The organism is Rhodococcus sp. IEGM 1318 (genome assembly GCF_033142465.1).
In the GTDB taxonomy this organism is placed as follows: Bacteria; Actinomycetota; Actinomycetes; order Mycobacteriales; family Mycobacteriaceae; genus Rhodococcus_F; species Rhodococcus_F qingshengii_B.
In genome coordinates this window covers 66,292-80,500 of sequence record NZ_JAWLSC010000007.1, presented here as the reverse complement: position 1 = coordinate 80,500, position 14,209 = coordinate 66,292, and the positions used below count along the sequence as shown (strand labels likewise).

At 61.7% G+C, this 14,209-nt stretch carries 15 protein-coding genes; 12 read left to right on the top strand and 3 right to left on the bottom strand.

The features are described 5' to 3' along the window. Positions 1 to 9: 9 nt before the first annotated feature. Together R4P65_RS17595 and kstD are read right to left on the bottom strand one after the other, a co-directional pair. Positions 10 to 867: a MaoC/PaaZ C-terminal domain-containing protein gene (locus R4P65_RS17595; RefSeq protein ID WP_019746891.1), complete on the bottom strand. Its 858-nt coding sequence runs from the start codon at positions 865 to 867 to the stop codon at positions 10 to 12. Continuing rightward, positions 857 to 2,581, bottom strand: coding sequence for a 3-oxosteroid 1-dehydrogenase (gene kstD / locus R4P65_RS17590; RefSeq protein WP_317827470.1), 1,725 nt, complete (start codon positions 2,579 to 2,581; stop codon positions 857 to 859). Before kstD ends, R4P65_RS17595 begins: the two co-directional genes overlap by 11 nt. 115 nt (positions 2,582 to 2,696) lie before the next feature. Between kstD and R4P65_RS17585 the strand changes: the two genes are divergently transcribed. The 6 genes from R4P65_RS17585 to R4P65_RS17560 are packed head-to-tail and all read left to right on the top strand — an operon-like array spanning position 2,697 to position 8,276. Beyond that, the gene (locus R4P65_RS17585; protein WP_317827469.1) at positions 2,697 to 4,295 is read left to right on the top strand and encodes an FAD-binding protein; all 1,599 of its coding nucleotides are present in this window, start codon (positions 2,697 to 2,699) and stop codon (positions 4,293 to 4,295) included. A 3-nt stretch (positions 4,296 to 4,298) separates the two neighbouring features. Next, complete coding sequence (locus tag R4P65_RS17580; protein ID WP_230814787.1) at positions 4,299 to 5,084, top strand: 2-keto-4-pentenoate hydratase; 786 nt, start codon at positions 4,299 to 4,301, stop codon at positions 5,082 to 5,084. A gap of 8 nt (positions 5,085 to 5,092) precedes the next feature. Next, positions 5,093 to 5,995: an acetaldehyde dehydrogenase (acetylating) gene (locus tag R4P65_RS17575; RefSeq protein ID WP_124568885.1), complete on the top strand. Its 903-nt coding sequence runs from the start codon at positions 5,093 to 5,095 to the stop codon at positions 5,993 to 5,995. Beyond that, complete coding sequence (gene dmpG, locus R4P65_RS17570) at positions 5,992 to 7,035, top strand: 4-hydroxy-2-oxovalerate aldolase (protein ID WP_317827468.1); 1,044 nt, start codon at positions 5,992 to 5,994, stop codon at positions 7,033 to 7,035. Before R4P65_RS17575 ends, dmpG begins: the two co-directional genes overlap by 4 nt. A 3-nt stretch (positions 7,036 to 7,038) precedes the next feature. Further along, positions 7,039 to 7,791 (top strand): SDR family oxidoreductase, encoded by a 753-nt coding sequence (locus R4P65_RS17565; RefSeq protein WP_317827467.1) that lies wholly within the window; start codon positions 7,039 to 7,041, stop codon positions 7,789 to 7,791. Beyond that, positions 7,788 to 8,276 (top strand): VOC family protein, encoded by a 489-nt coding sequence (locus R4P65_RS17560; protein WP_317827466.1) that lies wholly within the window; start codon positions 7,788 to 7,790, stop codon positions 8,274 to 8,276. The genes R4P65_RS17565 and R4P65_RS17560 overlap by 4 nt, the downstream gene beginning before the upstream one ends. Here the strand turns inward: R4P65_RS17560 and R4P65_RS17555 are convergent. After that, positions 8,263 to 9,870 carry an FAD-dependent monooxygenase gene (locus R4P65_RS17555; protein WP_317827682.1) on the bottom strand — a complete coding sequence of 536 codons (1,608 nt, stop codon included), beginning with the start codon at positions 9,868 to 9,870 and terminating at the stop codon, positions 8,263 to 8,265. The genes R4P65_RS17560 and R4P65_RS17555 overlap by 14 nt on opposite strands. A gap of 142 nt (positions 9,871 to 10,012) precedes the next feature. Between R4P65_RS17555 and R4P65_RS17550 the strand changes: the two genes are divergently transcribed. The 6 genes from R4P65_RS17550 to R4P65_RS17525 all read left to right on the top strand — a co-directional run bounded on the left by R4P65_RS17550 (position 10,013) and on the right by R4P65_RS17525 (position 14,173). Next, a complete protein-coding gene (locus R4P65_RS17550) occupies positions 10,013 to 10,489 on the top strand; it encodes an HIT family protein (RefSeq protein ID WP_031332834.1) in 477 nt (158 codons plus the stop codon). Positions 10,490 to 10,660: 171 nt separating this feature from the next. Next, positions 10,661 to 11,836, top strand: a complete 1,176-nt coding sequence (locus tag R4P65_RS17545; RefSeq protein ID WP_003945652.1) for an alkane 1-monooxygenase — start codon at positions 10,661 to 10,663, stop codon at positions 11,834 to 11,836. Next, entirely contained in the window at positions 11,833 to 12,003 is a 171-nt protein-coding gene (locus tag R4P65_RS17540; RefSeq protein ID WP_081098331.1) for a rubredoxin, read from the top strand. Before R4P65_RS17545 ends, R4P65_RS17540 begins: the two co-directional genes overlap by 4 nt. A gap of 30 nt (positions 12,004 to 12,033) precedes the next feature. Beyond that, positions 12,034 to 12,225: a rubredoxin gene (locus R4P65_RS17535; protein ID WP_060938438.1), complete on the top strand. Its 192-nt coding sequence runs from the start codon at positions 12,034 to 12,036 to the stop codon at positions 12,223 to 12,225. Then, entirely contained in the window at positions 12,225 to 13,481 is a 1,257-nt protein-coding gene (locus R4P65_RS17530) for an NAD(P)/FAD-dependent oxidoreductase (protein ID WP_317827465.1), read from the top strand. The genes R4P65_RS17535 and R4P65_RS17530 overlap by 1 nt, the downstream gene beginning before the upstream one ends. Positions 13,482 to 13,555: 74 nt before the next feature. Beyond that, positions 13,556 to 14,173, top strand: coding sequence for a TetR/AcrR family transcriptional regulator (locus tag R4P65_RS17525; RefSeq protein WP_317827464.1), 618 nt, complete (start codon positions 13,556 to 13,558; stop codon positions 14,171 to 14,173). The last annotated feature ends 36 nt before the right edge of the window (positions 14,174 to 14,209 follow it).

The following is a 14,209-nucleotide window of genomic DNA, read 5'->3' as shown; positions in this document are numbered from 1 at the left end:
AGGTTGGTATTAGACAAGAGTGAGAACTACGTCAGCCAGGGCAGGAGCTTCACGCTCGAGTACAGAAGCTGAGATCAGGAGTCGCCCATTGTCTTTCCAGATCTGGATACTCAAGTTCTCGCCGGGAAACACGACCCCGGCAAAGCGGGCCCGAAATCCGGCTACCCGACTGCTGTCGCCGTCGAGCATGGTATCCACTGCGGTCTTGCAGACCATTCCGTAAGTACACAGTCCATGCAGGATAGGCGCTGGAAAGCCTGCCGCGGAGGCGAATTGCGGATCCGAGTGCAACGGATTCCGATCACCGCACATCCGGTACAGCAAAGCCTGCTGTGGAAGCACAGGCGTCACCACTGTCTCATCTGGTTCTCGATCCGGAAGCGTAATCGACTCCGACGGACCACGTTCACCCCCGAAACCACCCTCGCCGCGGGCGAAAATGGACGAGCGAGCGGTCCACAGCGGGTTGCCGTCGGCGTCGACCGTGACGGATTCCTGCACGATCACCGCGGCCTTGCCCTTGTCCCAGACCTCGGCGATTCGAGTTGTGGTGCGGCCACTTCCACTTGCTGGGATCGGCTGATGGACAGTGACTTCCTGGCTTCCGTGCACCACCTTCGCCAGATCGATTTCGACGCCGGGGAACGACACCTTCGGTGCTTCGGTGGCGTGGAAATTGGCGGCGACGGTGGCAAAGGTGGGTAGTACCTGAGGCTTTTCGTCGTCGAGGTACCGCAGCTCGTTCGGATCCAGCGGACGAGCACCTGCTCCTAGTGCCAAGTGGTAGTGCTGCACGTCCGACGGGGTCCACGAGAATTCTTGTGGCGCAAGCTCGGCGCCGAGTGCGATCTTCGGATCAATTGGCATGGTCGACCGCCGTCTTTTCAGCTGCAGGTGCCTTGGTGGTCTCGGCCTTCTTTGCACGCTCGACGATGTCGAGTACGGCCAGGTAACCGAAAGTCATTGCGGGACCGATGGTCGCGCCTGGTCCGGCGTAGGTGTGGCCCATGACCGGAGCGCTCGCGTTGCCAGCGGCGTAGAGGCCGTCGATGACGCTTCCGTCTTCGCGTAGTGCTCGGCCGTTGACGTCGGTGCAGATACCTCCCTTGGTGCCGAGATCGCCCGGAACCATCTTGATGGCGTAGAACGGAGCCTTGCTGATTTCGGCGAGGCTGGGGTTCTTCAGTCGGGGATCGCCGTAGTACGCGTCGTAACCACTGTCGCCGCGTCCGAAGTCCTCGTCCTTGCCGTTGCGCGCGAAGCCGTTGAACCGATCGACGGTTTCGGTCAGCGATGCGACGGGAAGCCCTGTCTTCTCGGCCAATTCGGCGATGGTTCCCGCCTTGACCACGATGCCGGCCTTGAGCCAGCGGCCGGGGAAGGGGGAGCGGGGAGTGATACCGGCAAACGTGTAGCGGTTGCGGTAGCGCTGATCGAGAATCATCCAGGTCGGGATGTTCTCGCCGGGGCCCTCGCCCTGACCGTACTCACCGCCGTACATCGCATGGGTTGCCTCGACGTACGGAGCAGCCTCGTTGCCGAAGCGCTTGCCCGACATGTTGACCATCATGCAGCCCGGGAGGGTGCGCTCGGAGAGAGCGAACCACGGTCCGCCGGTCAGCGGAATGGACGGGCCCCACCAGGCGTCGTCCATGAAATCGACTGCAGCGCCCACTTCTTGGCCTGCGCGGATGCCGTCGCCGGTGTTTGCCTTCGCACCGACGGTCCATTCGGTACCGATGGGTGCGCGCTGGTACTTCTCACGCATTTCCTTGTTGTGCTCGAATCCGCCCGATCCCAACACGACTCCGTGGCGAGCGCGGATGACCTGCTCCTCGCCGTCGATGAGGACGTTGACGCCGCGAACCGCGCCGTCTTCGGTGTATAGGGAGGTCAGCGGGGTGTTCAGCAGGATAGGCACTCCGGCGGACTGAAGTCCGAGTCGAATACCGGCGACCAGTGCCTGGCCGCGAACCAGCAGATCCTTCTTGGTGGCCTTGGCTGCGAGGAATCGCATGCCGACCTTCATTGCGCGCAGGGGTCCGCGAGGATTGCGCATCAGCAGGTTGAGCCACTTGTAGTCGGCCTGGGTGATGACGAAGTTCTTGGGGGCCTTGACGTAGTCGGGCTCGAGGTTTTTGCGGTCGGCGCCCAACTTGTTGCCGTCGAACGGGGTGGGCTCGACACTGCGGCCACCGAGGCGTCCGCCGGGTGCTTCCGGGTAGTAGTCGGAGTAGCCGGGAACCCACTGCAGTTCGAGAGGGCTGTTCTTCAACACGAACGAGAGCATCTCGGGGCCGCGCTCGAGATAGGTGTCGATGCGTTCGGGAGCGACGACGTCGCCGATGATGCTGTGCAGGTAGGAACGTGCAGCCTCCGGCGTGTCGGTGACACCGTCCGCTTGAAGTGCCTCGTTGTTGGGGATCCAGACCCCACCACCGGAACGGGCGGTAGATCCGCCGTAGTGGGCGGCTTTCTCCACGATGACCACACTCAAGCCCTGGTGGGCTGCGGTCAAGGCCGCTGTCATACCTGCGGCACCACTGCCGACGACGACGATGTCGTATTCCTGCTTGCTCATGTAGAACACGTTATAGAATGATGGGGGTGTCAGTCCATGCTTTCTGCCAGGAAGTATTTCCGGACGTTGTCATTGATAACGAAACACGTTGCAGTGAGATTGAGGATGGTGCGGTGTGACCTGGGATACTTCGGTTGACGTCCTTGTGGTCGGGTTCGGTGTGGCGGGCGCCAGTGCGGCGCTCGAAGCGGTAGCGGCCGGTTCGTCGGTTTTGGCGATCGACCGAGCGCTCGGTGGTGGAGCCAGCACGATTTCCGGAGGAATCTACTACGCCGGCGGCGGCACCGTGATTCAAAAAGAAGCCGGTGTCGAGGACAGTCCCGAAGCCATGCTTGCCTACCTGAACCGCGAGGTCGGTGACGCGGTGACGCCGCAGACCCTGCGCCGGTTCGTCGACGAGAGTCCGGCGTCGATCGATTGGCTGCGCAGTCACGGCGTTCCGTTCGAGGCCTCACTGTGTCCGTACAAGACGTCGTATCCGAGCAACAAGCACTACCTCTACTTCTCGGGTAGTGAATCTGCCGGCGGGTTCCGTGACATCGCGAAACCTGCTCCGCGCGGTCATCGCGCCAAGGGGCGTGGCACGTCGGGAAAGATGCTCTACGGCCCGCTCGCGAAGTCCGCGGAGGCCAAGGGCGTCCAGTTGCTCGGCCAGACGCGAGCTGACCGGCTGATCATCCAGGACGGCCGGGTGATCGGCGTCGAAGCGCTGACGCTTCGTGACGCACCTGCCGGAGTTCGACGCCGGCACGCGACGCTCGGATCCCTGTCCTCCAAGCCCGGCGTCTACGCGCCGCAGTTGCGCACGATTCTCGACGCACTCATCGCGAAGATCGAGAAGAAGCACGCCAAGCGGATTCGCATCCAGGCACGCGGCGGCGTGATCCTCAGCGCCGGCGGCTTCGTATCCAATCGCGAGATGATGCGCACCCATGCCCCCGCCTACAAGGGCGGTATCCCGCTCGGCACCTCCGGGGACGACGGCAAAGGCATCAACCTCGGTATCGAAGCCGGGGGAGCCACCGACAAGCTCGGCAATGTTTCCGCCTGGCGATTCATCGTCCCGCCGAGTGCTTTTCTCGGTTCCGTCCTGGTGGGTGAATCCGGCGAGCGGATCGTCGACGAGTCCCGGTACGGTGCCGCTCTCGGTCAGGCGATGGCAGAGAAGAGCCGCGGAATCGGTTGGCTGCTGGCAGATTCCGAACTCGTTCGCGAAGCGAAATCGCAGATCAGTGACCAGTCGATGTGGTTCCAGCGGGTGCAGACCACCGGAATGATGCGTACGGCAGTGCGTGGCAACACCATTGCCGAGGTCGCCCGCAAAGCGGGGATAGACATCGCCGGCCTTCAAGCCACCGTCGACGCGCACAACTCCGCTGCCGCTGCCGGACAACCTGATCCGATGGGCAAACCGTCGGACTTCGTCAGGCCTGTACTGTCAGCGCCGTTCACAATGTACGACGTCTCGATCAAGCCCAACATGATGAATCCGTGCCCGATGCTCACGCTCGGTGGATTGGTGGTCGACGAATCGTCCGGCATGGTGAAAAACGAGTCCGGGGAGGGTATCCCAGGTCTGTATGCCGCTGGCCGTACCGCCGTCGGTATCTGTTCCAACTCGTATGTGAGCGGATTGTCGCTCGCCGACTGCGTGTTCTCCGGCCGTCGTGCCGGCCAGCATGCAGCCACATTCGCAACAGTCGGAAAGGCCTGAACGATGCTCTCGACGCAGATCCGCGGCGAACTTGCCGACCATCTCGATTCGGCGGAACGGGACCGCGCTCCGATCAGTCCGCTGATTGCCGCGTATCCGGACATCGACGTCGTCGACGCTTACGAGATCCAGCTCATCAACATCCGGCGTCGTGTTGCCGGTGGCGCAAAGGTGGTCGGACACAAGGTCGGGCTCTCGTCACTGGCCATGCAGCAGATGATGGGCGTCGACGAGCCCGATTACGGTCACCTGCTCGCCGAGATGGAAGAGTTCGAGAACCGTCCGGTCGACACGTCGCGCTTCTGCTTTCCACGCGTCGAGGTGGAGGTTGCCTTCATTCTGGGAGCAGATCTGCCGGGCGCCGGGTGCACCGAACAGGACGTCATCGACGCCACTGTCGCCTACGCGCCGTCCATCGAATTGATCGACAGCCGGATCAAGGACTGGAAGATCGGCCTCTCGGACACCATCGCGGACAACGCCTCCTCTGCGGGGTTCATCCTCGGCAAGGAACGAGTTCGCCCGTCGGACATCGACATCAAAGCGATCGACGCGGTGCTGACCTGCAACGGCGAGCGGATTGCGGAGGGGCGCAGCGATGCGGTTCTCGGGAACCCGGTCACCGCTGTCGCGTGGTTGGCGCAGAAGGTCGACACGTTCGGAGTTCGGCTCAAGGCCGGCGACATCGTTCTGCCGGGTTCGTGCACGCGAGCGATCGACGCTCATCCAGGCGACAACTTCCGAGCCGAGTTCAGCGGCCTCGGCTCCGTCTCTCTTCAGTTCACCTAGGAGTAGTCATGACCAAGGCAAGTGTGGCGATCGTCGGATCGGGAAACATCAGCACCGATCTGTTGTACAAACTGCAGCGCTCCGAGTGGCTCGAGCCGCGATGGATGATCGGAATCGATCCCGAGAGTGAAGGATTGGCTCGCGCTCGCAAGATGGGACTCGAGACCTCCGCCGAGGGCGTCGACTGGTTGCTCAGCCAGGCGGAGAAACCGGACCTGGTCTTCGAGGCGACGTCGGCATACGTGCACCGCGAGGCAGCACCCCGCTACGAGGCCGCCGGTATCCGTGCCGTCGACCTGACTCCGGCCGCGGTCGGCCCGGCTGTGGTTCCGCCCGCGAACCTGCGTGAGCACCTGGACGCGCCCAACGTCAACATGATCACTTGCGGTGGGCAGGCAACCATTCCGATCGTCTACGCGGTGTCGCGTGTCGTCGACGTGGCGTACGCCGAGATCGTCGCCTCTGTTGCATCGTTGTCCGCCGGCCCGGGAACTCGCGCGAACATCGACGAGTTCACCAAGACCACCAGCCGCGGTATCGAGACCATCGGCGGTGCCCAGCGCGGTAAGGCGATCATCATCCTCAACCCCGCAGACCCGCCGATGATCATGCGCGACACCATCTTCTGCGCCATTCCCGAGGACGCCGATCGAGCCGCGATCACCGACTCCATTCACCGCGTCGTCAAGGACATCCAGCAGTACGTGCCGGGTTACCGATTGCTCAACGAACCGCAGTTCGACGAACCGAGTGTCGTTTCCGGTGGCTATGCCACAGTCACCACGTTCGTCGAGGTCGAAGGCGCAGGCGACTTCCTGCCCCCGTACGCGGGCAACCTCGACATCATGACGGCAGCAGCCACCAAGGTGGGCGAGGAAATCGCCCAGAAGCTTCTGAGTGTGAAGGCATGAGCGACATGATTCATTTCGATTCGAGCTGGGACATCCGCGTCACCGACACGTCGCTGCGCGACGGCTCCCACCACAAGCGTCATCAGTTCACCGTCGAAGAAGTACGGGCCATCGTCGGTGCCCTCGACGGAGCCGGAGTGCCGGTCATCGAGGTCACTCACGGCGACGGCCTCGGCGGGTCCTCCTTCAACTACGGCTTCTCGAAGACTCCCGAGCAGGAACTGATCAAAGCTGCAGTCGAGACGGTGACCAACGCGAAGATCGCCTTCCTGATGCTGCCCGGGTTGGGCATCAAGGACGACATCGTCATCGCGCAGGACAACGGTGCGTCCATCTGCCGCATCGCAACTCACTGCACCGAGGCAGACGTATCCATTCAGCACTTCGGCCTCGCGCGTGAGCGTGGACTCGAAACAGTCGGATTCCTCATGATGGCTCACTCGATTCCGCCGGAGAAGCTGGCCAAGCAGGCTCGCATCATGGCCGACGCGGGTTGCCAGTGTGTGTACGTGGTCGACTCGGCAGGCGCGCTGGTACTCGAGCAGGTATCCGATCGCGTCGAGGCACTGGTTCAGGAACTCGGCAGCGATGCTCAGGTCGGCTTCCACGGCCACGAGAACCTGGGCCTGGGCGTCGCCAATTCTATTGCGGCAGTTCGTGCGGGCGCCAAGCAGATCGACGGTAGCACCCGACGTTTCGGTGCGGGTGCCGGCAACGCCCCGGTCGAGGCCTTTGTCGGTGTTTGCGACAAGATCGGAGTCAAGACCGGTATCGACTTCTTCGCGATCGCCGATGCTGCCGAAGACGTTGTGCGCCCGGCAATGCCGCAGGAGTGCCTGCTCGATCGTCAGGCACTGATGATGGGCTACGCCGGCGTGTACTCGAGCTTCCTCAAGCATGCCGAGCGTCAGGCCGAGCGGTACGGAGTGTCGTCCGCGGAGCTGTTGGTGCGCGCAGGCAAGCGCAAGTTGGTCGGCGGCCAGGAAGATCAGTTGATCGACATCGCGCTGGAACTCCAGCGCGAAGCAGCGGCTTCCTAGGCCATGGCAGACGTACTGGCCGGAAAAGTGGCATTGGTGACCGGCGCGTCCTCAGGGTTGGGCCGCGCCGTCACCGAGATCCTCCACCGCAGGGGCGCAAAGGTTTTCGGTGTCGCCCGTGACAAGGAAAAGCTGCGGCAGTCGATGGTCGAGGTGGTCGGCACGGACGGTGAGCGTCGTTACGCAGCGACGGACGTCTCGGATTCTGCTCAGTGTGATGCGGCCGTGCAAGCGTGCGTCGACGAACTCGGTGGTATCGACATCCTCGTCAACGTGGCGGGATCGCACTCGCTTCGTCATACGGCGGATATTGCGGATTCCGAATGGGCACATGACCTTGCGGTCAATCTGAACGGACCGTTCTTCCTTTCCCGCGCAGCACTGCCGCACTTGCTGGAACGAGGCGGCAACATCGTCAACGTCTCCTCGATCGCGGGGCTGGAAGGACAGGCGTACTCGGCTGGATACTGCGCTGCCAAGCACGGACTCATCGGACTGACCCGAGCGATGGCGATGGAGTTCACCGGAAAATCTCTGCGTGTCAACGCAATCTGCCCCGGTGGCATGATGACTCCTCAAGTCACCGGATTCACCTTCCCCGACGGAGTCGACTTCGATCTCGTCATGAAAGTTGCGTCGCCGCGTGGCTTGATGGAAGCCGAGGACGTTGCGAAGATGGTGGCTTTCGTGGCCTCCGACGACGCCTCGGCGATACACGGGGCCGTCTACTCGGTCGACAACGGAAAAATGGCATGAACCCGTTGGTCTCGGGACCGATCTTCCAGATCTGCTGGGTGGTCGAGGACATCGAGGCTGCCGAACAGGAGTTCACTCGGCAGTGGGGAGTGGAGCGGTGGCTGCGTATGCCAGGCATCGTCTTTGGCCCCGAGACCACAACGTATCGCGGGGAGCCCGCGGACTATGTCGTGCACGTGTCGATCGGATATGCGGGCAGCCAACAGCTCGAGCTGATCCAACCAGTGTCCGGACGCAACCTGTACACGGAGTTCCTGGAGACTCGCGGCGTCGGAGTTCATCACATGGCCTGGGTTCCAAGCGATTACGAGGCGACGTTGCTCGAGGCCGAGCGTCGCGGAATGTCGGTGGTGCAACAAGGTCGGGTAGAGGGCGCCGGCATGGAGTTCTCCTACCTCGATGCCGGGCCGTTGGGTGGATACGTCGAGTTGATGAAGCTCTCACCGGAGATCCGGTTGATGTTCGCTTCGCTCATTCCTGTTTGACGGCAAACACTTTCGTGAAGTAGTCGGAAACGTTCTCCGGGTGACCACGGAATCCGAGGTAGCCGTCGGGGCGAATGACCAGCGCCGCCGTACCTTCGACCCCGTACGCGGCGCACAGTTGCGAGTCGTTGTCCTCGATGATCGGCACCAACGAATCGACGGTCACGGTTCCCGGTGGCACTATCGCGTAGACGTCCAACATGCGGTGCGCTGATCGAATGGCGGCGTCGGCGACCTTCTCGAGGCTGTTGATGCTCTCTGCGGATCCGTCCGAAGTCAGCAGTAACGTGTGATCGACTCCGGACAGCAAGTCGAACAACCGAATTGGATACTGCACACCGTCTCGGCGCATTCCGCGGGCATTGGGTGCGCGCTCGCCCGGTTGGACGTGTGGACTCGAAGAATCACGCCCGGTGTTCAGCGGACTCTCCGAGTAGTCGATCAACAATTGAGCCTGGCGCCGCATTGCCGTGTCGATGGAGGACTCTCCCGAACCGATTCCTTCTCGAGCATTTCGGACGGTCATCCCGACGACTTCTTCACCGACCGGCCGCCTTTCGGTGTCGTAGGTCTCGAGAAGATCTGCTGTTGCAACGCCTTTGACGGCGAGCGCTATCTTCCATGCGAGATTGTGGGCGTCCTGGATCCCGGTGTTCATGCCTTGCGCGCCAGTCGGGGGATGGATGTGCGCGGCATCGCCGGCGACAAAAACCCGTCCGCGACCGTAAGCGTCGACGATGCGGTGGCTGATGCGGAAGACCGAGGACCATCGCAGCATCGAGGCGGTTGTCGGTTGTGGGGAGAGTCTGTCGAGAACGGCTTGGACGTGATGGAGTTCAGGTGTTTTGCCTGTTGAAAAGCCGTGTTGTACAGAGGCTTTGTTCGACGATTCGTCCGGCATCAAATCGTCCGGAACGAGCATCGACATGCGGTACCGCTTGTGTCCGGGGAGCGGGATGCACACGAGTAGGTCGTCGGTGGTTCCGTCGTCGGCGGTGTGGTTGGCGCGGACGGAGTAGCCGCTGGGGATCGACCAGTCGACTTCGACGTCGCCGAGCATGTAGCTTTCGGCAAACGCGCCGCCCTCGAAGCTCAGGCCAAGCCCTTTGCGGACCACGCTGTGCGCGCCGTCGGAACCCACCAGGTACTGGGTCGTCACGGCGCTGCTGTCGCTGAGGGTGCAGGTGACGGCGTCGTCGGATTGTTCGAATGAGGAGAGGCCGACTCCGCGTTCGACGGTTGTCCCCAGCTCGGCGAGGCGCTCGGTGAGGATGCGCTCCGTCGAGTACTGGGGCAGGCAGAGGAACCAGTAAGGAACGTCCTCGGGGAGGGTGAGGTCGACGCGGCCGACCTCGACGCCGTTCGTGTACATGATTTGACCGCGCATCACTGTCGAGGCGTCGAGTGCCTGGCGGAGCACCCCCATGTTCTCGAAGAGTTCGAGAGTGCGTGGCTGAATCCCGACGGCTTTCGCGTATTGCCGCGGTTCGTCCAGGGGGTCGATTATTCGACATGAGATACCGCGTCTGCGCAGCTCGATCGCGGTGGTCAAACCGATCGGGCCGGCGCCCGCTACCAATACGTCGGTATCCATGAGGACCCACTCACGTCGGGGACAGTCGGTCATTTCAGTATGGGTAAGCGAACTTTTGTTTTGGGGAAATTGACCCAAATCGGAGATCTGGGGGGGTTTTCTGCATGGATCGAAGACGTTGGGATCGTGGGAAGATCGCGAGGTGAGGGCAGACGAGTTGCATCATGAGCCGCCGGGGTACCGCTGCCCGTTCTGTCGCTACGCGCTCGGCGAGTTCGACGAGCACAACGCGTCGACCGACCTCGTCGCCCGAACCGACAACGTAATTGCTCGGATTTCCCCGAAGTGGTGGCCGGGCAACCCTGGCCACGTACTTGTGTCACCGATCGAACACTTCGAGAATCTCTACACTTTGCCCACGAGCGTCGGGCACTCGGTGTTCGACCTGGTTCAGGCTGTGGCTGTTGCAATTCGTGAAGAATACGGCTGTGACGGTGTCTCGACCAGGCAGCACAACGAACCGGCGGGCAACCAGGACGTCTGGCACCACCACGTCCACGTGTTTCCGCGGTACGAAGCCGATCGCCTGTATTCCCGGCACGGCGAAGCGTCGTACGTTTCGCGTGAGGCGCGGGCGCCTTTCGGTGCACTTTTGCGCCCTCGGTTCCTCGAATTCTGATCTGCTTCCACACCTGCTTGATGTACAAATCGGCATATTTGTAAAAGTTTTACCTTGAAATTCGTTGACAAAACACCATAATTTGTCCACTCTCTATACATAGATGTTGTTCGTGTCGCGGGTTGCCGCGCAGGACGCACTCACTGATCCGAACGAGAACTGGAGAATTCGATGGCGGCGTTGGTGTACACGGAGCCAGATGGTCGGCTCGCAACTTGGAGAGACCGGAAACGCTACTTATGGCTGTTGGCGCTGATTCCGTCGTCGGCAACTTTCATCGCCGTGGGGCTTGTTACCGCCACCGGATGGAATGTCTTCTGGTGGACCGGCCCACTGATTGCGTTTGCTCTCATTCCCGTCATCGACATTCTGGCGGGTGAGGACGGGAAGAATCCGCCCGACGAGGTGATCGACGAACTCGAGAACGACCGCTTCTACCGGTGGTGCACCTACGCCTATCTACCGCTGCAGTACACGGCCTTCTTCCTGTCCTGCTACATCTGGGCGCGTTGGGATTTGAGCGTTCTCTCCAATATCGGACTCGCAGTGACGATCGGTGTGACGGCCGGAATCGGCATCAACACCGCCCATGAACTCGGGCACAAGAAGGAGAGCGTCGAGCGCTGGTTGTCCAAAATCGTTCTCGCGCAAAGTGCTTACGGCCACTTTTACCTCGAACACAACCGTGGCCACCATGTGCGGGTCTCGACTCCGGAAGATCCGGCGACCTCGCGCTTCGGTGAGACCCTCTACGGATTCTGGCCGCGCAGCGTCGGTGGGGGATTGAAGTCGGCCTGGCATCTCGAGAAGACCCGCTTCGAGCGTTTGGGCACCACACACTGGAGCATCAAGAACGACGTGCTCAATGCCTGGCTCATGTCTGTAGTCCTGTTCGGTGTCGCGCTTGCAGTATTCGGGATCGGCATTGCGCCGTACCTCGTGATCCAGGCCTTCATCGGGTTCTCGTTACTCGAAGCGATCAACTACCTCGAGCACTACGGACTCCTGCGTCAGAAAACCGCAAGCGGACGGTACGAGCGATGCACGCCGGCACACAGCTGGAACAGTGATCGCATCTGCACCAACGTCTTTCTCTATCACCTGCAGCGACACAGCGATCATCATGCGAATCCGACACGTCGCTACCAGGCGCTTCGCAGTATGGAAGAGGCCCCTCAGCTCCCGAGCGGCTACGCCAGCATGATCATGCTCGCAACAGTCCCGCCCCTGTGGCGCAAGGTGATGGACCACCGCGTTCTCGAGCACTACCGAGGTGACATCACTCAGGTCAACATCGCGCCGAAGAAGCGCGCCAAGATCCTCGCGGCCTACGGGGTGAATGCATGAACGCCTATATCTGCCCGATCTGCGACTACACGTACACCGAATCGACAGGCGCTGCGCGAGAGGGCTTTCCGCCTGGCACGCCGTGGTCGAGTATCCCGGACGATTGGTGTTGTCCCGACTGCGGCGTCCGCGAGAAGATCGACTTCACTCTCGTCACACAATCCTGATCGAAATACCCACCGGCGAAGGGAAAACCGATGTCCGAGACTGCCACTACATACAAATTGTTCCGCTGCCTCCAGTGCGGGTTCGAATACGACGAAGCGATCGGCTGGCCCGATGACGGTATCGAGCCGGGTACTCGCTGGGACGAGATTCCCGAAGACTGGTCCTGCCCTGATTGTGGTGCTGCCAAAGTCGATTTCGAAATGGTGGAGGTGGACCGCTGATGACAGCGGTCAGCGAGCCCGACACACGCACCGTCGTGATCGTGGGCATGGGCATCGCCGGTTCCGGTGCGGCGCAGGCCCTGCGCAAGGAAGGGTTCGGTGGCAGCATCATTCTGATCGGCAGCGAACCCGAGGAGCCGTACCGACGCCCGGCGTTGTCGAAGGAACTACTGTCCGGGAAAGCGTCGATCGATCGGGTTCGGTTGCGGCCGTCGACGTTCTGGGCCGAACAGGGTATCGACCTTCGGATCGGCGCGACTGTTACCGCAATCGACACAGATGCCCGCACAGTACTTTCAGCCGACGGGGACAGCGTCGCCTACGACGTTCTGATTCTTGCCACGGGTGGACGGTCCCGACGATTGGCCGCTGAAGATTCCGAGCGCGTTCACTATCTTCGGGATATCGCAGACATGCGACGCTTGCAATCCCAGCTGATCGAAGGATCCTCGCTACTGGTGGTCGGCGGTGGCTTGATCGGATCGGAGGTGGCATCAACGGCACGAGACTTGGGTTGCAGTGTGCAGGTTCTCGAAGCGCAACCGCTGCCCCTGTCCAGGCTGCTTCCACCGTCGATAGCGGAGAAGATCGCCGAGCTGCACAACTTGGCCGGCGTCGACTTGCAGACGGGAGTCGACCTCGAGACGCTGACGACAGGTGCCGACGGTGTCACCGCACGCGCGCGTGACGGACGCGAGTGGACAGCGGACTTGGCCGTGGTTGCAATCGGATCCTTGCCCGATACCGATATGGCTGCTGCTGCGGGTATTGGAGTGGACAACGGGATTTCGGTAGACGGATACCTCAGGACGTCTGTCGATAATGTGTACGCGATCGGCGATGTGGCCAACGTGCCCAACGGTTTCCTCGGCGGCATGCACCGCGGTGAGCACTGGAACACCGCGCAGGACCACGCCGTCGCAGTTGCCAAGACCATCGTCGGGAAGGAAGAACCCTTCGAATCTGTCCCATGGAGTTGGTCGAACCAATTCGGCCGAAACATTCAGGTAGCAGGTTGGCCAGGCGCGGACGACACCGTGATTGTGCGAGGAGACGTGGACTCCTACGACTTCACTGCGATCTGCATGCGCGACGGAGGTATCGTCGGTGCTGTGAGCGTGGGGCGGCCGAAGGACATTCGCGCCGTTCGAACCCTGATCGAACGCTCCGCGGACTTCAGTGTCGACGTACTCGCCGATTCGAACAGTGATCTGACCGAACTTGCAGCGGGCCTTCTCCCCGCACCTGTGCGTTGAGTGGGCTCGTGACTTCTGTGGCTTGCGCGTGCACCGTTTTGACACCGAGCACGGGCGATGGAAATCTTCCCGATATGTCCACCGCTCGTGCCCGTGTCCCGTACCACGAGGCAGCTCGTCAACTTCTCCGTGCGTCAGCGCTCGACGCCACACGCGAACTCTTGACCGAGAAATCGTGGAGCGACATCACGATGGCGCATATCGCAGAAGCCGCGGGCATGAGCAGGCAGACGTTGTACAAGGAGTTCACGTCTCGCCAAGGATTGGCGTCCGGATACCTCATCCGGTTTGTCGACGAGTTTCTTGAAGAGGTGGAACGCGAAGTAACGCTGCATCATTCGGATCCGCGGGGCGCGGTCTCGGCAGCCTTCCGGGCCTTCTTCGACGCCGGTGCCCGGGATCCGATGGTGGTCAGTATTGTCGGCCCCCGTCCGCAACATGACCTGCTGAGCCTGGTCACCACCGACGGGACTCCGCTGCTCGAACATGCGAGCGCGAGGTTGGCCGAGATCTTCATGACCAGTTGGGCGAACGTCGACCGCATCCATGCCGAGATGTTCGGCGGCACGATAGTGCGTCTGGCGATCAGTCACGTGACGTTGTCCTTCGGTGCTCCCGATCAGATCGCCGAGAACCTGGGGGAGATGTTCGGGCCGTTTCTCGATCAGGTCATCGGTTCGGGAGCAGCCTGAAACGGATACCGGATGCAAAACGAGGGCCGACCCAGT